This is a genomic window from Nonlabens sp. (genome assembly GCF_039941875.1).
GTDB lineage: Bacteria > Bacteroidota > Bacteroidia > Flavobacteriales > Flavobacteriaceae > Nonlabens.
Genome location: NZ_JBDVDQ010000013.1, coordinates 41,163 through 64,999 on the forward strand (window position 1 = coordinate 41,163; position 23,837 = coordinate 64,999).

The following is a 23,837-nucleotide window of genomic DNA, read 5'->3' on the forward strand; positions in this document are numbered from 1 at the left end:
ACTTTTTTTTTAGTTCCCAAACGCCAAAGGGTGCGGAAACAATTCACAAAAAAAAAAGGAACAGAATAAATCCTGTTCCTTTTTTGATATAAATTATTTAATATTTAAAGATGTGCTATAAATCTATTTTTCTTCTACTGGTACAGCAAAAAGATCAAAATCTTCGGCCTCAGTGATTTTTACATTCACAAAAGAACCTACTGATAAATAATGATTCTCTGCATCGATAAGCACCTCATTATCCACATCAGGACTATCAAATTCTGTACGACCTACAAAGTGATTACCACGCTTGCGATCTATCATGACTCTAAATTCTTTACCTATCTTCTGCTGATTCAGCTCCCATGAGATTTGAGACTGTATCTCCATAATTTGATTAGCACGCTCTTGCTTTACCTCTGCAGGAACATCGTCATCTAACTTGTAAGCATGCGTGTCTTCTTCATGAGAATACGTAAAACATCCCATACGTTCAAAACGCTGGTCTTTTACCCATTGCTTTAAGATCTCAAAATCCTCTTCTGTCTCGCCAGGGTAACCTACGATGAGAGTCGTACGTATTGCCATTTCTGGAACTAAAGTTCTAAATTTCTCTAAAAGCGCATTAGTTTTCTCAAACGTAGTACCTCGACGCATCGATTTAAGAACCGGTGTAGAAATGTGCTGTAAAGGAATGTCTAGGTAAAAACACACCTTAGGCTCGCTTTTCATTACATCTAGAACATCTAGCGGGAAACCTGTAGGAAATGCATAATGCATACGTATCCACTCTATTCCTTCTACTTTTGCTAGCTCTCGTAATAACTCGGCCAGTCTTCTTTCTTTATATAAATCAAGACCATAATACGTAAGATCTTGAGCGATAAGAATTAATTCTTTTACACCCTTTGCCGCAAGCTTTTCAGCCTCAGTAATTAGATCTTCTATAGGCGTACTTTTATGTCCACCACGCATTAAAGGAATCGCGCAGAAAGAGCAAGGTCTATCACAACCTTCGGCTATTTTAAAATATGCATAGTTTTTAGGTGTCGTAGTAACACGTTCACCTATCAGCTCGTGCTTATAGTCTGCACCCAGTGCCTTTAATAGAGATGGTAATTCTGTAGTCCCAAAATACTGGTCCACATCTGGAATTTCATTTTGAAGATCTGGTTTATAACGTTCAGACAGACATCCAGAAACAAAAACCTGATCTACCTCTCCATTTTGCTTACGTTCTACAAAGTCTAAAATCGTATTTACCGACTCCTCTTTTGCATTATCAATAAAACCGCAAGTATTAATCACGACTATATTACCTTCTTCTTCATGTACAACATCCTTACCGCTAGCCTTTAACTGGCCCATCAGCACCTCACTATCGTACACATTCTTAGAGCAACCTAAAGTTATTACGTTGATCTTATTCTTTTTTCTTGTTTTTGTTCTCATAAGCGGCTGCAAATTTACGACTTAGCCCACTACTATGTACGGTTAATGGTTGTTTTTATCTCGCTTTCGCGAAAGCGGAACTTTTAAACGCATTTATGATAATGACAAATATTAAAATGACAAACAAACAGCTCTAGAACACATCCTTATTTCTAGTCCCATAAAATTATGAGAGCAATACTTAAATCTTAAATAAATATTAAAATTTAAAACCAACGTACTAGCAGGTGATATATTAGCAGCCAACCCAATCAAAATTATTATGAAAAATTTATTATTGTTAACATTGTTAATGATCAGCTTTTTATCCTTTTCACAATCTACATTCTACCCAGGAACTTTAACTAAAAACGATGGATCCAAAGAGACTGTATACTTTAAGAATAAAGAATATGTAATTGATTCTAACGGAGAATTAAATATTTACCAACAAGAAAGTGATGAAAGTAAAATAATTATCACTGCAAATGATTTTACTAAAATAGTGTCTCATAATGATCAATTATTTCTGGAGACAACAGTAATCAAAGAACTTAAAAGTACAGATAAGTTAATTTTAAAAAAACTAGTTGAAGGCGATAACAGCTTATACCTTCTTCGATTAGAGGAAAATAACTATTACGTTGATAAAAAAAATGGAAACTATACGTTACTAGAGAAAAGGAAGTCTAAAGATATCAATTCGATTATCTATAAAGAATGGCTTTTCAACAACTTTAACCCATCTAATTTAATCGCTGTTGATTTTTCAAGAATTTCGTACGATCAAGATGATCTAGTGGAATACTATACTGATTATAACCCTAATGGAAATGAGTTAACACTAGAAAATAGGGTTAAACCTATCAACATATCAATATTAGGTAATTATGTAAACAATAACATCTCTCTTAAATCTACAAGTATTACTCATGAGAGGATCAACAGCTCTAATATTAAAATAGGCCTAAATATAAATTACAACATCGATAAAGTACAAAATAGAGTCACTGCATTTGGAGGGTTAAACTATTACACTTCAATAGATGATCAGGGCAATTCTGTTGTTTTTCCTGAATCAGATATACAACGTAGAGATGCCGTTAACCCTATAGAATTTAATTACTGGTCATTTAATCTAGGTGTACAATATAATATTCATTTTGATCGATTCAGCTTATCACCTTATTTGAGCTATGAGTCACTTTATTTAACATCTGACAACAGAATTGCTGCGATATTTGAAGATGGCACTACCTTTTATGATTCTAATAATTTTATCAAGGATCCTACTGCTATCAACTTAGGTTTTAAAATTACCGCGTTTAAAAACATCACAGCTACAGTAGAATATAGTTATCTCACAGATCTATCTGCAACATATTTTAATGGTCAAAACCTACAAGTCACTGAAGCAAAAATCAACAGACTAAGTATAGGGGTAGGTTATAAATTATTTTAATAACTAATTAAGACTTCATTAAAAACGTATCAAGGTAGGAGAAACCTATGATACGTTTTTTTTGAGCTGAACTCAAATTATCTTGATGGCTTAAAATTAATAAGTATCTTAAATGATTTATTCTCTTTTATGAAAATTCTATTCATACTTTTAATCCTTTTAATTACCAGTTTTTGCTTCTCACAAAGAATAATTACTGGAACTGTTAGTGATGCTGATGGTGGTCTTTTAGGAGCGATAGTTACAGTAAAAGGAAGTAAGATTTATTCTATAACTGACTTTGATGGTAATTATTTTATTGAAGCTAAGAGTACAGATACTTTAGTATTTTCTTATACTGGATATGATTCTCAAGAAATAACTATAGGAGATCAAAACGTTATTAACGTTGAACTAGAATCAGAATTAATCCACTTTGTAACTATTACTCACTTTTATGAAAAAAGGTTTGAAATAAAAACTGAATACGGAATTAATTATCAGACTTACGGGATAGGAGTTATGAAAAAGTTTGATTATCCATATGACTTTGAGGTGAGTACTTTTCTAAGTTCTAATTTTAGAGAAAATAAAAAGTTTAACTTTCAAATTGAAAAACCTCTTAGAATTAAAGGTTTGTATTTAATTGCTGGATTTACGCACCAACAAGTCGACTTCGAATCAAGCAATTTTAAAAAGAACCAGCTGTTTTTAGCGAAAAAAATCGGACGAACCAGAAATCCTTTTCAACACATTAGGATAATCGTGGGACAATTAAATTTTCAAAATCATGTAGTTGATCAAAATAATTTTGGCTTAGGGTTTCAGTTAAGAAAAAGAATTGCAAACGGCTTCTATTTAAATACGGAATATAATTACTGGGATGGTATAAACGAAGCAAGTCTAAAAATTGATTACTTAATTAAGTATAACTGGGTTGCTAGTTTTAAATACCAACACATAAATAATTATGAAGAAATAAGTATCGGAATCTCTCGCAGTTGGGGTTATTGGTAAGAAATTGTTATACTCTTAAATCTAAAACCTCCTAAAACTCTTAAAACCTTTTTTAACACCTGCCGTTACTTCTAGCGGTAAATAATTCTCTGCAGAAGGAATCGGGCATGAAAACCGATTACTATAAGCACAATAAGGATTGAATGTATTATTAAAATTAAGAACTACTTTTTCACCTAATGGCGATCTCAATTCCATATAGCGCCCAACGACATAAGAACCTTTATCGTTAGTCTTATCTGTAAAAAACACCGATAAATAATTGTAATACTCGGGATCATCTTTTAAACTAGGACTAGATAAAACTAGTAATTTACATTTCTTACCTTTTAGGGTGAAGTGTAAATAGCCATACTTTACATAAGAAGCAACGCGAGAAGTAGATGTTGCTAGCTTCACCTCTTCTGTATTATTTATTTTTTCAAATCGAGCCTCAACAACAAATTCAGGATCAAAATCATAGAAATTCAAATAACCAAAGGTTTTTCTTTCTTTGGCTGTTAACACATTATTCTCTCCAGACTTATATTCGGCAGATAAATTCTTGCGGTAGTCTAATGATTCTTGCTCATAATCCTGCGCCGATAATCCTATACTGAAAACTAGTAATACTAAGCTGAAGATGATTTTCATAAAATTCTTTATTAAAAAGGTACCGCACTTATACTCCAGATATACTCTGCTATTTCATTATAATAAAATCGAGACAGTGTGACGATTAATGCAGCAATTATTGTTACTACCCAATGGTAGTTTTTAAATAAAACGCTGGCACCAGTTAATATCAATACTATCAAATGAATAGCCGCCATTAAATAAAGTGGATAGTAAGCATTGGATGGAGCAAGTGGATTATCCCACAGCGGATTAGTGAAAATTTGTACGATCACAACACATAAATAAAATGCTGCATAAATGGCAATCACTTTAGTTATCGTTGCGATACTCTTATTATTCAATATAGGCGGTCTTGTTTCTTCCAATTTCTATACGAGTTATAAATTCTTAAAAGGTAGGTCTTAGTTTTTATAATCTTGAGGCGCTGTTCTATGTTTAGTCATCTTTTCATAAGCTGCAGCCCAGTTAAAAAGCAATCTATCTTCTTCATTAGGTGCTATAAAAGTAAGTCCATAAGGTTCTCCTTTGTCGTCATAACCCATAGGAACTGTCATTGCAGGAAAAAAAGCAACGGCAGCTGCACCTGCAGTGTAATTATTTACAGATACAAAACCACTTAAATCATGGGTCTTGATCAGCTTATCAAAATACTCTTGAGCTCCAGCGGTCATTGCAGTCTTAAACTCCCAAAACTCTGCATCAGTAATACTAGGCTCGTCCATAATACCTTTAAATAGACTTTGTCCATAAGGCATAGAATTTATAGAATCTTTTTTATTGAGATCCATAACCGTTTTCACATCCCAACCGCGATACTTTGAATTGGACTGACCTGCAAAATAAGCAGGAAGATCTCTCTTCATATCGGCATTAAGCAATTTTAAAAAACCCTCTAATTGTGGTCTTGTATCATCTAACTCTATAAGCACTGCACCAGCTTTTTCTAGATCTAACAATGCCTGTGCATATAAAGGGTTTTCTTTAAAAGAAGTCCATACTCCAAAACGCACACCTTTTACTCCAGCGCTTTCAAAATTATTAGCACCAGATCTTTCTATTAATTCAAAAGGCACACCTAAAGCCTGAGATAAGATGGCGTTATCCATAACACTTTTAGTCATAGGCCCAGCTGTATCTAAATAACTAGAAATAGGCACTATTCCAGAACCGCTAAAAGTTCCTGTAGACGGTTTATAACCCACCACACTATTTTGAGAAGATGGCGATAATATCGACCCAGAAGTCTCTGTTCCTATCGCAGCAACAGCAAAATTAGCCGCAACAGCAACACCACTACCACTACTAGAACCGCCAGTATCTAGCGATCTTCTTCCATATGGGTTTAAAGTCTGTCCACCCACTGCGCTATATCCACTAGGACAGTCCCCACAGAAAAAGTAAGCCCACTCACTTAAATTTGCTTTACCTAAAATTACCGCTCCTTCTTGTCTCAAGTTATTGACTATTTTGGCATTTTGAGGAGTCTGATTATCTATCAACACAGCTGCACCAGCCGTAGTAGGCATATCTACCGTATTTATATTATCCTTAAGTAATATAGGCATTCCTCTTAAGGTGTGATATGTGATATCAGCACCATCCTCTTTTAAAAAAGCAAGATCTTGGTCAGCTGCTTCAGCTTGCTGTAATACATTAGGATTGATACTTATCACAGCATTTAGTGATTTGGAATTTTCTCTATCGTACTTATAAATTCTTTTCAGATAAAAAAGAGTTAGATCACGATAAGAAAGTTGCCCACTAGCGATAGCCTCTTGAATCTCTGGAATGCTCTTTTCTAGAATTAAATCTTTTAAGTTTCCGCTTTCGCGAAAGCTGATCACCTCATCTAACAAATCGCCAAAAATCTGATCTTTAACTAAGTACTTAGAATCTATTACTTTGAACTCTCTGAAGTCTTTACTTGAAGACTTAACACCAGTATCTGAAGATTTACATGCTAAAAAAAGCAGTGGTAAAAAAAATAAAATCTTTCTCATTTGATAAGTTTGTATAAAAATAAAACTCTCGCAAATATGATTAACTATCTGCGAGAGTTCTAATATATGTTTTAATGTATTCTAATTGAAGAAACTATCTACAAATTCTACTTTATTAAAAACTTGTAAATCTTCTACACCTTCACCTACACCTATATAGCGTACAGGAATTTGAAACTGGTCAGAAATACCGATCACCACACCACCCTTTGCAGTACCATCCAGTTTTGTAACCGCTAGACTACTTACCTCAGTAGTTGCTGTGAACTGTTTTGCTTGCTCAAAAGCATTTTGTCCGGTAGAACCATCTAACACTAACATGACGTCATGTGGCGCATTAGGTATTATTTTTTGCATCACTCGCTTTACTTTAGAAAGCTCGTTCATCAAGTTGATTTTGTTATGTAAACGACCTGCGGTATCTAGAAGAACAACATCTGCATTTTGAGCTACGGCGCTTTGTAAAGTATCAAAAGCAACACTAGCAGGGTCACTACCCATATCTTGCTTTACGATTTCTACACCTACACGTTGTGCCCATATATCCAGCTGATCAACTGCTGCAGCTCTAAAAGTATCTCCGGCACCTAGCACCACTTTTTTACCAGCTTTTTTAAGTTGATATGCGAGTTTACCTATGGTAGTAGTCTTACCTACACCATTAACACCTACTATCATGATTACATAAGGACCGTCGGTTTCTGGAATAGTAAATTCTGTAGCATCGCCATGATTTACCTCACTCATTAATCCTGCGATCTCTTCACGTAAAATCTTATCCAGCTCTGACGTACCTAAATACTTATCCTTTGCTACGCGTGCCTCTATACGGTCGATTATTTTTACCGTAGTCGCTACTCCTACATCACTAGAGATCAATACATCCTCGAGATCATCAAGAACATCTGTATCTACAGTAGACTTTCCAGCTACGGCTTTACCTAGTTTATCAAAAAAGCTGGTTTTAGACTTTTCCAGCCCTTTGTCTAGGGTTTCTTTTTTTTCTTTAGAAAATATTTTTTTGAAAAAACTCATGGTTTGTTTAAAAGTGATACAAAAATAGGAAAGTTAATCACAATAACGACCATCGATATGATTAAAGGATGGTTATAAGCAAATGAATGCTTCATTTATAGCGTAAAAACCCTACGCCGATGTGTAAATTAAACTTAGAAAAGAGGATTTGTCCTTATTTCACAATAGCGCACTAATAAAAATATTCACAAAAGTTAAAATATAGGCAGTGAAATAGTTAAAAAGAAACAACTAGCTCTTTTGAAATAAGTATTGAACTATTCAAAACATGAATTAATATCAATAGGTAATGATGGAATTAGTATTAAAACACTACGCTGGAATACAGATCTTAAAAAATTATTTTAAGATCTAACAATAAGCTAAAAACATAAAATGAGTATTCGTTCTATTAAGAGAGAAAGAGTGTACTCAAATCGTTAATTGAAAATAAAGTACATCTACCAGATGGTAAAATACATTTCCTTCATTAGAAAAGTATCTTATAAGTCAAGTACCATCTCTATACGAGACTTCCATAACATGAACTGACAATAGATTAAAAATGGACATAAAAAAACGTCTTACTTTTCAGCAAGACGTTTTTACGTTTTAATAACCAACTTATTTCTTATTCAAGAAATCGTTTACTAAATCTGGCGCTATAATAGCACTTACAAATGTGTAAGCTCCTGTTTTAGGAGATTTCACCATTTTGATTGCCTTTGTTAATCTTACATTTCCCGTTTGCAGGGATGCGATGGATTTCTTTGCCATGTCTTAAATTATTTAATTTCTTTATGAACAGTCATACGCTTTAAAACCGGATTGAATTTTTTAAGTTCAAGACGATCTGGCGTGTTCTTCTTATTCTTTGTCGTGATGTAACGAGACATACCTGGCATACCAGATTCTTTGTGCTCTGTACATTGTAGAATCACTTGAATTCTATTTCCTTTACTTTTTGCCATCTTATATAACTTTTATAAAACTACTTAGTATAAAGACCCTTAGCACGGGCTTCTTTAATTACTTGAGTAATTCCTTTCTTGTTGATGTTTTTTATTGCTCTAGTAGACACTTTTAAAGTGATCCACTTATCTTCTTCAGGTAGATAGAATTTCTTCTTGAAAAGGTTAACGTTGAATCTACGCTTAGTTTTATTCATAGCGTGAGAAACGTTGTTCCCAGTCATCGCTCTTTTACCAGTAAGTTCACAAACTCGAGACATGATTATTGTTGTTTAAAATCGGAATGCAAAATAACGATATATTATTCGATCTCACAAGTCTATTGACCACCCTTTTTCAATAATTCTTTTTGAAGCAATTCAAATGCCTTATTTACGGTCTTCTGAATCACTCTTTCTCGATGATTCCCCATCATGAATTTTAATGCAAAACTCTCATCTTCTGTAGCTATACCGATGTATACCGTCCCTACAGGCGCATCGCTATCACCTTTTGAAGGACCTGCATTACCTGTGGTCGCAATAGCATAATCTGATTCAAATTTTTTCTTTGCAGCCACAGCCATCGCCTCTGCAACTTCATGACTCACTACCGAGTATTTATCTATTAAAACCTCGTCGATGCCTAAGATGTCTACTTTGGACGCTGTAGCATAGGTTATCGTGCTTCCTTTAAAGAATTGTGATGCTCCTGGAATTTCGGTGATTAAATTTGCGATTTTTCCACCGGTACAACTCTCTGCAGTAGCTAGACTTTTATTCTGTTCTTTAAATAAACGACTTACCTGATCTACTAGACCTTCTTCATTACTTTCTCCCACAATAATATCTGGAATAAGTAAGTACAATTCTTTTATTTGCTCATCTACACTTGTTAGAATCTGATCTTTATCCATTCCCTTACTACTCAGCCTTAAACGTACTGTACCTAAACTAGGTAAATAAGCTAATCTGATAGATGCTGGTAAATTATTTTCCCAATTTTCTAATCTCGTGGCTATGGTACTTTCTCCCTGCCCAGCAGTTAAAATAGTCCTGTGATGTATAAATGGTAATCCAGGCATTGCTTTTAATCTAGGCAAAACACCTGACGACATGATCTCCTTCATCTCAAAAGGCACTCCTGGCATAGATATAAATATAACGCCGTTATTCTCAAACCACATTCCTGGTGCTGTACCAAAATCATTCTTAATAATCTGAGCTCGAGATGGTACAAGAGCCTGATCTTTATTCATATCTACCATGGCATCTTTTACATATTTAGCAAATAATTGCGTCACATGATCCAGCACGTCTTGATTAAGAACAAGAGTATCACTTGTATACTCACAGATTGTTTTCTTAGTTATATCGTCTTTAGTAGGTCCTAAACCACCAGTCATGAGCACTATGTCTGATTGCGATTCCGCTTTCGCGAAAGCGGACAAAATATGCTCTCTATCATCACTTATAGAAATAATCTCATATACATCTACTCCTATTTTATTGAGTTCTTGAGCCATCCATTCTGAATTAGTATCCACAATCTGGCCGATGAGAATCTCATCACCTATAGTTATAATAGTCGCTTTCATTTAGAAATCTCTTTTGAGCTGAATTAATACTTCACTTAAATCTTGATTAAGACGTAGGAAATCTTCTTTAATATTTTTTTCTACATCGCTTTTACCCCATAACTCTAAGGCAGCAGCATGTTTAAAGGACTCTATACCGAATAACTCTAGAGTCGGTTTTATCCTGTGTGCATAACGATGTACCTTATCACGATCTAGATCGCCTACAGCTACTGCAAGACGCTCTAGATCGCGAGGTATATCTTTTATAAATGTATGTACCATAAGATTAACAAAGTCACTGTCATTATCTGACATGGCTCTAACGTTTGTTAAGTCGTAGGATACTTTTTTCATTTCACTTTAATATCAAACATTTCTTTACCGTGAAGAACGCCTTTTAAGACATCATTTTCCCTCACTTTTGAAACACCTGCTGGCGTCCCTGTAAAGATTAAATCACCTATTTTAAGTGTGAAATATTGAGATACGTAAGCAATAATTTCGTCTATTTTCCACAACATATGAGAAGAATTTCCATCTTGTTGCAACTGTCCATTTTTAAACAATTGAAAATCGAGATCATCCATTTCTGGAAGCTCTTTTTTGTTCACAAACTCTCTGGAGACTACCGCTGCACCGTCAAAAGCTTTTGCTTTTTCCCAAGGCAATCCCTTTCCTTTAAGTTTTTGCTGCACATCTCTAGCTGTAAAATCTATTCCTAAACCTATTTCTTCATAGTATTTATGAGCAAATTTTTGATCTATGTGCTTCCCTATGCGATTGATCTTTACAATTATCTCTACCTCATGGTGAACATCATCTGTCCATGGCGGTATAAAAAATGGTTGCTTGTGTAACAATATAGATGTGTCTGGCTTTAAAAACACCACAGGTTCTTCTGGACGCTCATTTGCTAGCTCTTCTATATGATCTGTATAATTACGACCTATGCATATAATCTTCATATATTATCTACTATAATTAGGTGCCTCTTTTGTAATAGTAACATCGTGTGGGTGACTTTCCATCATTCCTGCCGAAGTAATTTTAACAAAACGACCAGATGCTTTTAAAGACTCAATATCCTTTGCACCACAATAACCCATACCAGCTCTTAAACCACCTATGAATTGCGTCATGCTTTCTACTAAATCTCCTTTATAAGGAACACGTCCAACGATACCTTCTGGCACTAGTTTTTTAATATCATCTTCTACATCCTGGAAATAACGATCTTTAGAACCGTGTTGCATCGCCTCTACAGATCCCATACCACGGTAAGATTTAAATTTACGACCGTCATAAATAATAGTTTCTCCAGGAGACTCTGTCGTACCAGCTAGCATAGAACCTAACATAACACAGTCTGCTCCTGCTGCTATCGCTTTAGGAATATCACCTGTGTAGCGTATACCACCGTCTGCAATAACAGGAACACCAGTCCCTTTTAAAGCGTGAGCTGCTTCCATGATCGCACTTAATTGCGGGAAACCTACTCCAGCAACTACACGAGTAGTACAGATAGATCCAGGACCTATTCCTACTTTTACAGCATCTGCACCAGCGTCTGCTAGGTATTTTGCTGCCTCAGATGTAGCTACATTACCCACTACTACTTCTAGTTGAGGGAATTTTGCTTTAACTATTTTTAAAACATCTACCACACCTTTAGTATGTCCATGAGCTGTATCAATAACAACAGCATCTACTCCAGCAGCAACTAGCGCAGCTGCTCTTTCTAATGCATCACCTGTCACACCTATAGCTGCTGCCACACGCAAACGACCGAACTCGTCCTTACTCGCATTAGGCTGTAAAGTAAGCTTAGTAATATCTCTAAAAGTGATTAAACCTTCTAATTTACCAGCGTCATCTACGACTAACAGTTTTTCTATTTTATGTTCTTGTAGAATAACCTCAGCCTCTTGTAAAGACGTTCCAGTCTTTGCAGTAACTAGGTTTTCTGAAGTCATCACTTCTTTTACTGATCTATCATTGTCTTTTTCAAAACGTAAATCACGATTAGTAATAATACCTTTTATAAATCCTTGCTCATCGATAATAGGTATACCACCTATACCATGTTCTCTCATACTAGCTTTAGCATCACCTATGGTAGCCTGCTCTGTAAGAGTAACTGGATCGATAATCATACCGCTCTCTGCTCGTTTTACACGACGTACCTTTTGAGCTTGCGCATCGATAGTCATGTTTTTATGCAAAATACCTATACCTCCTTCTTGAGCCATAGCAATAGCCATACGACTTTCAGTAACAGTATCCATAGCTGCCGATATTACCGGAGCATTAAGCGTTATGTTTCTTGTAAATTTAGTTTTAATACTCACTTCTCTAGGAAGCACCTCGCTATATGCTGGTACTAGAAGTACGTCATCATAGGTTAAACCTTCACCTAAGAACTTGGAATCGTGGGAGATCATGCAATAAATTTTTATTGCACACAAAGGTAACTTTTTAATTGCTGCCGTAATAGGTAATTTTATATTAATAACACCATATGTTGAACTTTAACCTTTAAAACATATTTATTTAATAAACACAGAACTTAAATTATAGCCAATTACCTATTTATTAGGTCATACAAAAAGAGTTCTTATTTAAATTTGAGTATGACACTGACCTCAAAGCAAATAAAAGAATGCCTTACACAACCAGAAGCAGCTGCACATCTCGCAGATCTAGTTTACATTCAAGACCAACACCTTTCCATACACCGTAAAAAGTATGGAAAAGGCTTCACTTACTTAATAGACAACAAAGAAAGACTGAACGACACAGATCAATTGAAAAGAATTAAATCTCTCGTTATACCACCGGCATGGCAAGAGGTACGCATTAGCAAAATCCCTAACGGTCATTTACAAGTAGTAGGAAGGGATGATAAGGGTAGAAAAGTCTATTTATATCACGATATATGGACCTTATTACGTAATCAGACTAAGTTTTTTAAAATGTCCGCTTTCGCGAAAGCGTTACCCAAAATCAGAAAAAAATTACAAAAAGACCTAGATCTAAAAGGAATGCCTAGAGAGAAGTGTCTTGCCTTAGTACTATCTATTATGGATTTAACCTACATAAGGGTAGGCAACCAATATTATACAGATAAGAACAAAACTTACGGACTTTCTACTTTAAGGACCAAGCACGTAGATGAGACCGATGCTGGCATCCAATTTTCTTTTACTGGTAAGAAAGGTGTTCAACAAAATTCCACCATAGAAGACCCAGAGTTAATAGAATTGATACACCAGTGTGAAGAAATCCCAGGTTGGGAATTATTCAAATACTATGATACCGACGGCAAACACTACTCCATAGACAGCGGTATGATTAACGATTATATGCACGAAATTGCTGGAGAAATATTCAGTGCAAAAGATTTTAGAACTTGGGGAGCCTCAAGAGAATTCTTTGAAAAAATGATAGAATTGCCCCTACCTAAATCTGAAAAAGAACGTGATAAAAACATTTTACAAGGTTATGACGCAGCAGCAGCGGCATTAGGAAACACAAGAGCTGTGTGTAGACAGTATTATGTTCATCCTCAAATCTCAAGCATTTATGGCACTGATCAATTTACTGATTACAGAGATAAAATAAAGTCATATAAAGACGATGCTTATTTTAGCGCTTCAGAAAAATGTGTTCAAGAAATAATAGATCAATTTGAAATAAAATTTGCTCTAACCCAAGAATAATTTAAAGTTGCTTACCATTTATAGATAATAACATCATCCCCATCTAAAGTAGTCAGGTATCTATTTTTAGATTGCGCGACAGAACTTTGCGATTTTCCATATACCGGTAATGAAGGAAGCACCTCTCCATCTTTATCAAAAATATACACTCTATGCTCTCCGGTTTCTACTACATGGATAAAGTCACCACTAGATAAATGTTCTACTTGTGCCGTCAGATACGTACCGTATGGCAACTTTACTTTTTTATTATTTATGGTAAGATTATTATTGTCCTGTATCAATTTAATAGAACTCGTAGCATCTAGCCTTGAGTCTTTACGATAAGAACCTGTGTATTTAAGAACTCCTTTAACAGGATCTAACTCCATTAATTTACCGTTCTCTGTTAGAGCAATAGCTTTGTTTCTATGCAAGAATATTGGAGAAGTTAGCTTCACTTTTTCTTTAACTTTAGTACGCACTCCACCGGTTCTATTTAACAAAGCTATAGAGTTATCAGCTTTAGCAAAGCTGATGTAATCTTTCTTCCCAACACGTATATGCTTAGGTTGAGTTTTTATAACAGCTCCTTTTTTGTACTTAAAACCAGTCACCGTTTTACCATCTCTATCTAACATTACCAGTTCTTCTCCTTGAGTTACCAGAAAACGATAATCTCTTTTACTGTCATAATCAAAGACACTTAAAGGTTGTGTAATAGCGTCTTTGAACCTTTTAGGATATGCATTAACATCTTTTCCATTTCTATCTAGAAAATATACCGAACTACTGGTTGCAAACACCATCTGTTTACGACCATTTTTATAAGCATCTGTTACTTCTATATTACCTAGAATACGACCATCTAATTTTTTACTCCACCTTTTAACACCTGTATCTGATAATAGATGTAAAGTAAAATCTTCATCCTGAAACGCTACATCATGCTTCTTATTCAAATGATTAGGAAATAAGAATGGCCCAGCAATGATTTTCTTAGGCGACTTATAAGTACCTACCTGACTAACTTGTTGCTCTAGGTCATTAGAATTCACAACAGGAATAACCATATGGTAATGAGCATACTCATCTTCATGAACATACTGACTAATCATAAGTGGATAATCGTCTTCATCCAACTTCTGAATAATTTTAAGATCTCCTTTACTGCTTTTTGATGCGATTTCTTTGAATTCCTTAAGGCTGGTTATTTTGAGTAAACTACTACTAGAACTTAAAGATCCGCTCGTTTTTTTCCACCACGATTGCTCTGCAAGCACGGTTTTATTCTGAAAGTTAGATATAAACTCCTCAGGTGTTGTGGAGCTGTTAGAAAATATAAGATGCTCTTCTATAACCGTAACATATTTATATTCTTTGGACATTATCAGCGGCTGTATCGCAGCTGTTTTTACAGGGTTAGTCAGTTCATAAACCACTTGATCTCTATAAGTAAACTTTGCAGTAGAAAGACTATCCAGATTCATAAAGATGGCCTCATATGGTTTTAGAGTAAAAACTAACGCACTAGATTTCTCTAAATACACCTCACTCATTTCTTGAGTATTTTCCAAAATCTCCATAAGCTGACTGCCCACCTTTACGTCATTGCTATGAAATCTTCTCAGATTATCTACTAACTGCGACGGCTTTTTATAAGTAACTGATTTTAATCTACGCAAACTTACTGGTACGATTTCTTGTATTCGATTTTCGGTAGATTGAATATTATTATACAAATCATGATCCATTCTTACACTATCGCGGTAGGTTATCACACCGTCTAACTGCAAGGCAACATCATTAGGTTGTACCTCTAGTTGATACCATTGCGCATGATTACCGTTGTCATTTATATTTTTACCTAACAAAAATTGTTCTAGCCATTTCTTTTCTGTGGCTTTTACAAAAAAGGTATTACCACTTTTAGTTCTCTTATAAATTTTCTTGAATCCGTCGTCAAAAACGTAATCATCTACATTTCTTCTTATTAAACTTTCTATAACCAATTGAGAAGAACTAGCCAGATGCATACCCTTATGGTTTATAGCAAAATAAGCACCATCAGGTTTTTGTGTTTTAATAATCTCTTCATCATTATAATTGATCAATGAAGTCACACTAGTAGAATCTTTTACTTGCTCAACAGGTGCCGTAATAAGTGTAATCACTACTTCATTTTTACCCTGCATACTTAGAGCTATTAAAGAATCATCTTCAAGATCATAGTATTTTAAAAATGATGCCGCGTCTTTTAATTCCTTTATTCGAGAAAGATTCGAAAGTTCTTGGTACAATGCATTAGCATTAAAAAACTGATCTAAATCTTCAAGATTATCAGTATGCACAATAATTTTAGAGTCGGTAGGAATGCGATTTATAAGATCATGATTAATAACCTGATCTTCTTTACAGCCGGTAATTGTTAAGATAATAATTATGAATACTAGAAGCTGGCGCATAAAATAGAATTGATTAGGATGGACAAAAATAAAAATGAAATTACTTCTAAACCATATATTTAAGAACAACTTATATATCTAATTTAAATTAATCTGGCAGTAATTTAAAACTCATACGGTGATATGGTGTTACACCATATTTTTTAATGGCAGCTCTATGTTTTTTAGTGGGGTAACCTTGATTCTGTTCCCAGCCATACTCTGGATGCTCTAGAGCTATCGCAGCCATATAATCATCTCTATATGTTTTGGCAAGAATAGATGCGGCAGCGATATGCAAATACTTACCATCACCTTTAATCACCGTAGTAGACGCCACATTTGGATACGGATTAAATTTATTTCCATCTACAGCAATATGTTCTGGTCTTAATTTAAGTCCATCTATAGCATTATGCATAGCAAGAAGACTGGCTTGCAAAATATTAATTTGATCTATTTCACCCATCATTACATGAGATACATGGTAATCCAGAGCTTGTTCTTCTATTAAAGACCTTAATTCATACCTACGCTTTCGCGAAAGCTTCTTACTATCATCTAAAAGATCAGATTCAAAATCTAGCGGTAATATTACAGCAGCAGCCGTTACTGGACCAGAAAGACACCCACGACCAGCCTCGTCGGTACCACATTCTATGATCCCATTATGTATTTGATTTAAAAGCATTTTCAAAAGTACATAATAGCACGAGTTTAAAAACGTTTAAATGGTTACTTTTGAACCTTGAGAGTGTACCCTTTTTTATGAAACGTCTTTTATCTTTATTGTTTTTAGTGCCATTATTTCTTTTTTCTCAAGAAAAAGAAACTTTTGGGCAAAATGGAACAGGAACATACGATAACCTTAATAACGCTACCAATGAGAAAGAGGTCAGTGTAAAAGGAGAAAAACCGCCTATTACAGACTATCTTATTATCACTCAAAAGCGAGACACTACACACCTGGACACAACGCTTACCATGGCAAAGGATTTTAAATTCAACTTTTTACGCAAAGATGATTTTGAATACATCCCGTTTCATAACGTGGGGCAACCTTATAATCAATTAGGAAAAAGTTTTGATCTAGACCTTCTATCACCTAGAATGGGATCACAAGCCAGACATCAGAATTATTATGAGATAGATGATATATTAGACTACTACGTCCCTACCCCATTAACAGACTTATATTTTAAAACTGTAGTAAATCAAGGTCAACAGTTAGAAGCACTCTTTACATCAAATCTATCTCCTCAATTTAATTTTTCCATTAGCTATAAAGGAGTGCGCAGTGCGGGAGATTATGTAAATACACTTACGAGCTCTGGTAATTTTAAATTCACATCTAATTACACCTCTAAAAACAAAAGGTATCGATTAAGATTGCACACAGTATTTCAAGATCATTTTAATGAGGAAAATGGTGGTATAGAAGCTGCATCACTTCAAGGCTTCATAGACGACATAGATGATTTAAGTAATCGTGGACGACTAGAACCAAATTTAACTGATGCAGAGAGCATTTTAGATGGGAAACGCTTTTATATAGATCATGATTATGAATTAATAGGTGATAAAGACAGTACTTCTTATTACAGTGGTCGTATCTATAATAAAGCCTATTATGAAGATAAGTTCTATAAATTTTCTCAAACCACAGCTGACAATGATTTTTTAGGAGCGTCCTATATTTCAACTAATCTAGAAGATAAAACAAATCTAGAAGAAGGAATGATAGAAGCAGGTGTCTCTTATGACCATCATTTATTAGGCTTTTATAAAGCTGGTGTCGCTAGACATAAATACAACTATGGTTATGACAGATTAATTAATCTAGCCAGCGGCGTTATTAATAATAGATTAATAGGTGAACTTTATCAATTTAAAGCAGAATTTGCAAAGCGCGTCGGTCAATTTGATATTACCGCAAACGGTGGTGTAAATATAGCTGGTGACCTAGACGGACAATTTATTAACGGTCAGGCTTCTTATAAATTTAAAGATTTTGATGTAAATGCTGGAATTGCTATAAGCTCCAGAGCTCCAGATTTTATTTACACACTTCACCAAAGTGATTATATCAATTACAACTGGCAAAACAATTTTAACAACATAGAAAAACAGGAGCTAGATTTTAAAATCAACTCTGAAAAATTTATAAACGCCCAAGTTACCTTCACCACTATTCAAGATCACGTATATTTTTCACAAACTGAAATCACAGACACTGACGGCACTATTACAGGTTACAACGCTACACCACTTCAAACTAGTGGAGATATCACCTATTTAAAAGTTAAAGTAAATAAAGACATCAAGTTTTTAAGAAAATTTGGACTCGATAATACTATAATGTATCAAAATGTCACACAGACTGATGACATGATTAACGTGCCTGACTTTACAGCGCGCAGTACATTTTATTATAAGGACAGGTTATTTAAAAATGCTTTATTACTTCAAACAGGTATCACAGCTAAATATTTTACAAAATACCACATGGATGGTTATGATCCTGTACTAGGTGAATTCTATAGTCAGAATACAGATGAATTAGGCGGTTTTCCTATGGTAGATTTATTTATCAATGCAAAAATAAGACAGACTAGAATCTTCTTTAAATTAGAACATGCTAATCAACTTTTTGCAAGTAACACTGATTACTTTAGTGCCCCACGTAATCCATATCGAGACTTTACCATCCGTTTTGGTTTAGTTTGGAACTTCTTTTTGTAGGAATTTTCTACTCTACATATTTTCTTAACACTTTATCAATGAACTCTTAAAGATTTAATTTTTAAGGGTTCAAATATTAAATAATGTTAAATCAAATAACGATTTAACATTATTAAAAACCATGGCTGCGATTATTACGTATGTTCACGTAAATAATAAAACTATTAACTATGAAAACGAAAATTTTATCAATTTGCCTAATCGCCGGTTCCCTATTTTTTACATCTTGTGATGACGACGATAACATCAATGAAGAAAGAGCTGACAGAGCAGAGTTATATGCTACAAGCGTGAATAATGGAGATATTACCGTTTATGATTTCAGTGAAAGCAATGACGTTTCTACCACTACTCTAACTACTGCTTCTACTTCTAATGAAGGTATCCAATACGACGGTTCAACTGACGAATTATTTGTAGCTTCTAGATCTTCAAATAATCTTAATGCATTTGTAAATATTGAATCATTTTTAACTGGTGGAGTTTCAGCAGTAGTTGGTGCAAGTGGATCAGTTGATTTTGCAAGTCCTAGAGCATTAGCGGTAAGTGGTAACTCTATAGTTGTTGCAGATAATTCTAACAACGTATTTTATGTATACACTAGAACAGCAAATGGATTACAATTAAGAAATCAATTCGACATTAGCTTTCCAGTATGGGGTGTAGAATTTGTAGGTAACGATCTTTATGCAGTAGTTGATTCTTCAGGAGATCTTGCTATATTCAACAACTTCTTAAGCAACTCTTCTGATGGAGCACTAGCTGCAACAAAAACGATAACTATAGAAGGTATTGTAAGAACTCACGGTATCGCTTATGATGCAGAGGATAACTTATTAATCATGACTGACATAGGTGCTGCAACTGGTACTGACTTTGATACTGATGGTGGTTTTCACATTATTAGTAACGCAACTTCTTCTATAGGAGCTGTTGCAGATGGTGGTACTCTTGCTATCGCAGGAATCCAGACTAGAGTTGCAGGTGCTGCAACATTTATGGGTAACCCAGTAGATGTTACTTATGATACGAACACAAATACTGTTCTTATTGCAGAAATTGCAAACGGTGGTGGACGTGTACTAGGATTTAGTAATGTAACTGCTGGTGGTAACATTGCACCTACAGTAAACAATACACTAGCAGGTGCTAGTTCTGTAGATTTTTATTCTGAAGATTAATTCTTAATAAATTTAAAGTAATAAAAAGGCTGTCCAATCGGACAGCCTTTTTTTTGAATCTTAATTTTTTTTTAACATAACATAGTTTACTTTTGACGCTTGACTAATTATAAATCTATAATTGCCTCTTTGTTGTTGTTGCTTTTTACAGTAGCGCAGCTTTCAGTGGTTCATGAACTTTCTCATGATGACCATGGGCAGGAGTGCGCGATTTGTATAGTTGCTCATGATTTTCAGTCACAATCTTTCGATCTATCTTCTCAGATAGATTTTCAGGTTTTAGAAATTATTCCTTTTACAGATAGGATAGTTGTAGGTATCGCGTTTACAAAAACCGAATCTCAACCTACCATCCACACCACTAGGCCACCGCCTTTTACTATTTAAATATCTTAAAAGGACATATGTCCTTGCATAAAATAGTAATTTAAATACCCCTAATGTTTACGAAACAACTCGTGGCAATGGCTTTATTTATAAGCTTTTGTTACACAAATGCGCAAGATTGCGATCTTGTGCTCAAAGGAAAAATAGTAGATTTTCACGATTCACAACCTTTAGAGCTAGCACAAATTTATGTAGTCCAACTACAAAAAACCTATACGTCTTCTATCGATGGATCTTATGAAATACCTAATCTTTGCCCTGGCAATTATCAATTAAGCATTTCTCACTTCGACTGTGAAATTAAAAAACAATCTATTAATATAATTAAAAACAAAACTTTAAACATAGCACTAGAGCATCATGTAAACGACTTAGACCAAGTTAAAGTTATTGCAGACGTGCATGATAATCATGCTAGCACACAATCTAGCACCAGGATTAATAAGGAAACTATCGAATCCTATAGTGGTGCCACACTAGGTGATGCGCTTTCTTCTGTTGCCGGTGTCAGTTCTTTAAAAACTGGTAATAGCGTTGTAAAACCTATAGTTCATGGACTATATGGTAGCCGTGTCGCTATTGTTAATGACGGACTGAGACAGCAAGATCAAGAATGGGGCATCGAGCACGCACCTAACATAGATTTGAATACCGCTAGTAGCATACAAGTTATTAAAGGTGCTAGTGCTTTGCGATATGGTGGTGATGCCATAGGTGGTACTATTCTTATAGAACCAGCTCGTGTTATTTCTAAAGACACCCTAAATGGTCATGCCATTTTACAAGGTCAGACTAATGGTCGTGGCGGTAGCGTTACTTCTACTATAAATAATTACCGAGCATCTGGATGGTATCAACAAGCTACATTAACCTACAAAAAACTTGGTGATTATGATGCGCCTAATTACGTACTCAGTAATACTGGCAGTGAAACAGCAGCAGCAAATCTAGCTTTAGGTTTTAAAAAGTTTGAATACGGTGCTAGTTTAAAGTACTCCTTTTACAACACAGAAATAGGAATTTTAAGAGCCTCTCATATAGGTAATGCAAGTGACCTAGTACGTAGTATTAACTCTGGAGAACCTACTATAATAAATGACTTTACTCATGACATAGATGTACCTAAGCAAGAAGTTGCTCATCATGGTATTCAACTTAATGCATATAAAAGATTTACTGGTTTAGGTAAATTAACTTTAGATTATTCGTTTCAATTTAATAATCGCAAAGAGTTTGATATAAGACGTGGTGATAACGCAGGTCGAGCATCTTTAGATATAGATTTACAAACTCAAAATGTGAGCCTTTATGGATTAATAGACCGATTTGAAAAAACTACATTCGAGGTAGGTATAGATTACATGAATCAGGTAAATAGTCCTGATTCTAATACAGGAGTTAGAAGGTTGATACCAGATTACAGTGCAAACAAAGCAGGAGCATTTGCCAGCGTTACTCATCTTCCTTCAGATAATTGGATTCTAGATGCTGGACTACGTTACGATTATTATAAAATAGATGCCGAAAAATTTTATATACAAAGCCGTTGGGAAGACTTAGGCTATGATCAACAGTTTCCTCAATTTGAAGTAAATGAACAAGGCAATCAGATATTGACTAACCCTCAATTTGATTATAACCTATTTGCATTTACAGCAGGTGCAAAATATTTATTTGATGATCATTATGATCTCGCCATTAATTTAAGTACAGCAAATCGTGCTCCTAACCCTAGTGAATTATTTAGCGATGGATTACATCATGCCCTTGCTACAATAGAATTAGGAAGGCTAGATTTAAAGAAAGAACAATCTTTTAAAATCAACACTACTCTTCATGGTAATGTAGGTAAACTAGATTTTGAGATCAATCCTTATGTGAATTTTGTCAATGATTTTATTCAATTAATCCCTACAGGTATAGAAACAACTACACGTGGTGCTTTCCCTGTTTTTCAATACGAACAAATTGATGCGCGTTTATACGGTGTGGATCTACATGCTAGTTATGATTTCTGGACTAAAAAACCTTCTAAAGAAATGAAAATAGAGACTAATGAGATAGTTTATGATGTAGTAAAATTAATAAGTTTAGAAACTAATTTCTCTTACATTCATGGAACTGATTCTAATAATGACAGACCATTAATAGACATGCCGCCTGCACAAATTCAAACTCAATTTACCTGGCACAATGTTCTTGTAGATCGTTTAGATTTTAAAGTAGCTAACCAGTCTGTATGGAAACAAACACGTTTTCCTGATAATAATTATGATGTTACTACTATTAATGATGTTGGCGAGTTCATGACTTCTACAGTAGATATATCTAGCTCTCCAGATGCTTACAGCTTGTGGAATGTCGGTTTGAGTTATGCTTTCGCGAAAGCGAACACCAAAATAAACCTTACCTTAAATAACATATTTAATACTACTTATCGCAATTATCTGAATAGACAACGATTCTATGCCGACGATGTAGGACGAGACATACAATTACAACTCATTTATAACTTTTAATTTTAATTTTTAATTTTTACACTATGAAAAAAACAATTCAAACCTTAGCAATCGCTTCAATCGCTTTATTTACGATCACTTCTTGTGATAATGATGACGACGTTACTATTATCAATGAAGAAGAAGTAATTACAACAGTAATTTACACTTTAACCAATACTGCAGATGCAACGGACGAAGTTGTTTTCAGATCTTTAGATGCAGACGGTGAAGGACCTAATGATCCAGTAGAAACGGTAATAGGAGACATAACTGCAAACACTAATTACACAGGTTCAGTTCAGTTTTTAAACGAACTAGAATCTCCAGCAGAGGATATTACTGAAGAAGTACTGGAAGAAGCTGATGAGCATGAAGTTTTTTATAATGCTACTGTAAATGGGGTTAGCATCACAAAGACTGATGTAGATCCTGACGGTAATCCATTAGGTTTACGTACTACTTTTAATACAGGTGCTGCTGGTACTGGTAACTTAACTATAGTATTACGTCACGAGCCTACAAAACCTAATGATAACACATTAACTGGTGCTGGTGGAGAAACTGACGTAGAGGTTACTTTTGATTTCCAAGTACAGTAATTTCATTTAATTTCTAGATAAACAATAGCCATATTTATCTAGTCTTAAACAGTGAATAGATTTATTGCATAAAAAAAACCGCTCTATACAGAGCGGTTTTTTGATTTATATGGGTGTCCCGTCCTAGAATAGCGATACACTAAAATCTTAGTGTAATGAAAACACCTATAAACATTGGTTATGTGAAACGTACCCAAAAAGACTACTCGCTTTCTTTTAAGCTTCAAGTAGTAGAAGAAATTGAATCAGGACG

Annotated in this window: 22 protein-coding genes; 8 read left to right on the top strand and 14 right to left on the bottom strand. The window is 34.7% G+C overall.

The features are described 5' to 3' along the window. Positions 1 to 123: 123 nt before the first annotated feature. On the bottom strand, positions 124 to 1,434 hold the full coding sequence (rimO, locus tag ABJF08_RS07385) for a 30S ribosomal protein S12 methylthiotransferase RimO (protein WP_348115463.1): 1,311 nt from the start codon (positions 1,432 to 1,434) through the stop codon (positions 124 to 126). A gap of 262 nt (positions 1,435 to 1,696) precedes the next feature. Here rimO and ABJF08_RS07390 point away from each other — a divergent pair, with 262 nt between their 5' ends. After that, on the top strand, positions 1,697 to 2,875 hold the full coding sequence (locus tag ABJF08_RS07390; protein WP_348115464.1) for a hypothetical protein: 1,179 nt from the start codon (positions 1,697 to 1,699) through the stop codon (positions 2,873 to 2,875). Positions 2,876 to 3,004: 129 nt separating this feature from the next. Then, the gene (locus ABJF08_RS07395; RefSeq protein ID WP_348115465.1) at positions 3,005 to 3,871 is read left to right on the top strand and encodes a carboxypeptidase-like regulatory domain-containing protein; all 867 of its coding nucleotides are present in this window, start codon (positions 3,005 to 3,007) and stop codon (positions 3,869 to 3,871) included. 21 nt (positions 3,872 to 3,892) lie between these two features. Here the strand turns inward: ABJF08_RS07395 and ABJF08_RS07400 are convergent, their stop codons facing one another. The 11 genes from ABJF08_RS07400 to guaB form a co-directional block, all read right to left on the bottom strand. Continuing rightward, entirely contained in the window at positions 3,893 to 4,504 is a 612-nt protein-coding gene (locus tag ABJF08_RS07400) for a DUF1684 domain-containing protein (RefSeq protein ID WP_348115466.1), read from the bottom strand. A gap of 11 nt (positions 4,505 to 4,515) precedes the next feature. Then, a complete protein-coding gene (locus ABJF08_RS07405) occupies positions 4,516 to 4,854 on the bottom strand; it encodes a hypothetical protein (RefSeq protein WP_348115468.1) in 339 nt (112 codons plus the stop codon). Between the two features lie 36 nt (positions 4,855 to 4,890). Continuing rightward, on the bottom strand, positions 4,891 to 6,489 hold the full coding sequence (locus tag ABJF08_RS07410) for an amidase family protein (protein ID WP_348115469.1): 1,599 nt from the start codon (positions 6,487 to 6,489) through the stop codon (positions 4,891 to 4,893). An 81-nt stretch (positions 6,490 to 6,570) separates the two neighbouring features. Next, positions 6,571 to 7,524, bottom strand: a complete 954-nt coding sequence (gene ftsY / locus ABJF08_RS07415) for a signal recognition particle-docking protein FtsY (protein ID WP_348115470.1) — start codon at positions 7,522 to 7,524, stop codon at positions 6,571 to 6,573. A 603-nt stretch (positions 7,525 to 8,127) separates the two neighbouring features. Then, positions 8,128 to 8,280 (bottom strand): DUF4295 domain-containing protein, encoded by a 153-nt coding sequence (locus tag ABJF08_RS07420; RefSeq protein ID WP_348115471.1) that lies wholly within the window; start codon positions 8,278 to 8,280, stop codon positions 8,128 to 8,130. 8 nt (positions 8,281 to 8,288) lie between these two features. Beyond that, complete coding sequence (gene rpmG, locus ABJF08_RS07425) at positions 8,289 to 8,474, bottom strand: 50S ribosomal protein L33 (protein WP_015362874.1); 186 nt, start codon at positions 8,472 to 8,474, stop codon at positions 8,289 to 8,291. Positions 8,475 to 8,494: 20 nt separating this feature from the next. Then, positions 8,495 to 8,734 carry a 50S ribosomal protein L28 gene (rpmB, locus tag ABJF08_RS07430; protein ID WP_104515551.1) on the bottom strand — a complete coding sequence of 80 codons (240 nt, stop codon included), beginning with the start codon at positions 8,732 to 8,734 and terminating at the stop codon, positions 8,495 to 8,497. 59 nt (positions 8,735 to 8,793) lie between these two features. Next, the gene (locus ABJF08_RS07435) at positions 8,794 to 10,050 is read right to left on the bottom strand and encodes a CinA family nicotinamide mononucleotide deamidase-related protein (protein ID WP_348115472.1); all 1,257 of its coding nucleotides are present in this window, start codon (positions 10,048 to 10,050) and stop codon (positions 8,794 to 8,796) included. After that, on the bottom strand, positions 10,051 to 10,386 hold the full coding sequence (locus ABJF08_RS07440; protein ID WP_348115473.1) for an Hpt domain-containing protein: 336 nt from the start codon (positions 10,384 to 10,386) through the stop codon (positions 10,051 to 10,053). Then, complete coding sequence (locus ABJF08_RS07445; protein ID WP_348115474.1) at positions 10,383 to 10,997, bottom strand: fumarylacetoacetate hydrolase family protein; 615 nt, start codon at positions 10,995 to 10,997, stop codon at positions 10,383 to 10,385. Before ABJF08_RS07445 ends, ABJF08_RS07440 begins: the two co-directional genes overlap by 4 nt. A gap of 3 nt (positions 10,998 to 11,000) precedes the next feature. Next, positions 11,001 to 12,473 carry an IMP dehydrogenase gene (guaB, locus tag ABJF08_RS07450; RefSeq protein WP_348115475.1) on the bottom strand — a complete coding sequence of 491 codons (1,473 nt, stop codon included), beginning with the start codon at positions 12,471 to 12,473 and terminating at the stop codon, positions 11,001 to 11,003. A gap of 189 nt (positions 12,474 to 12,662) precedes the next feature. Here guaB and ABJF08_RS07455 point away from each other — a divergent pair, with 189 nt between their 5' ends. Then, positions 12,663 to 13,751 carry a DNA topoisomerase IB gene (locus tag ABJF08_RS07455; protein WP_348115477.1) on the top strand — a complete coding sequence of 363 codons (1,089 nt, stop codon included), beginning with the start codon at positions 12,663 to 12,665 and terminating at the stop codon, positions 13,749 to 13,751. Between the two features lie 11 nt (positions 13,752 to 13,762). Here the strand turns inward: ABJF08_RS07455 and ABJF08_RS07460 are convergent, their stop codons facing one another. Together ABJF08_RS07460 and ABJF08_RS07465 are read right to left on the bottom strand one after the other, a co-directional pair. Then, entirely contained in the window at positions 13,763 to 16,195 is a 2,433-nt protein-coding gene (locus tag ABJF08_RS07460) for a hypothetical protein (protein ID WP_348115478.1), read from the bottom strand. Between the two features lie 88 nt (positions 16,196 to 16,283). Beyond that, a complete protein-coding gene (locus tag ABJF08_RS07465; RefSeq protein WP_348115479.1) occupies positions 16,284 to 16,865 on the bottom strand; it encodes a ribonuclease HII in 582 nt (193 codons plus the stop codon). A 77-nt stretch (positions 16,866 to 16,942) separates the two neighbouring features. On the opposite strand from ABJF08_RS07465, the gene ABJF08_RS07470 reads away from it, so the two are divergent. The 5 genes from ABJF08_RS07470 to ABJF08_RS07490 all read left to right on the top strand — a co-directional run bounded on the left by ABJF08_RS07470 (position 16,943) and on the right by ABJF08_RS07490 (position 23,584). Next, positions 16,943 to 18,916, top strand: a complete 1,974-nt coding sequence (locus ABJF08_RS07470) for a putative porin (RefSeq protein ID WP_348115480.1) — start codon at positions 16,943 to 16,945, stop codon at positions 18,914 to 18,916. Positions 18,917 to 19,086: 170 nt separating this feature from the next. Next, complete coding sequence (locus tag ABJF08_RS07475; RefSeq protein WP_348115481.1) at positions 19,087 to 20,097, top strand: hypothetical protein; 1,011 nt, start codon at positions 19,087 to 19,089, stop codon at positions 20,095 to 20,097. A 99-nt stretch (positions 20,098 to 20,196) separates the two neighbouring features. Continuing rightward, a complete protein-coding gene (locus ABJF08_RS07480) occupies positions 20,197 to 20,484 on the top strand; it encodes a hypothetical protein (RefSeq protein WP_348115482.1) in 288 nt (95 codons plus the stop codon). Between the two features lie 53 nt (positions 20,485 to 20,537). Continuing rightward, positions 20,538 to 23,003 (top strand): TonB-dependent receptor, encoded by a 2,466-nt coding sequence (locus ABJF08_RS07485; protein ID WP_348115483.1) that lies wholly within the window; start codon positions 20,538 to 20,540, stop codon positions 23,001 to 23,003. Between the two features lie 23 nt (positions 23,004 to 23,026). Beyond that, complete coding sequence (locus ABJF08_RS07490; RefSeq protein WP_348115484.1) at positions 23,027 to 23,584, top strand: type 1 periplasmic binding fold superfamily protein; 558 nt, start codon at positions 23,027 to 23,029, stop codon at positions 23,582 to 23,584. Positions 23,585 to 23,837 lie beyond the last annotated feature (253 nt).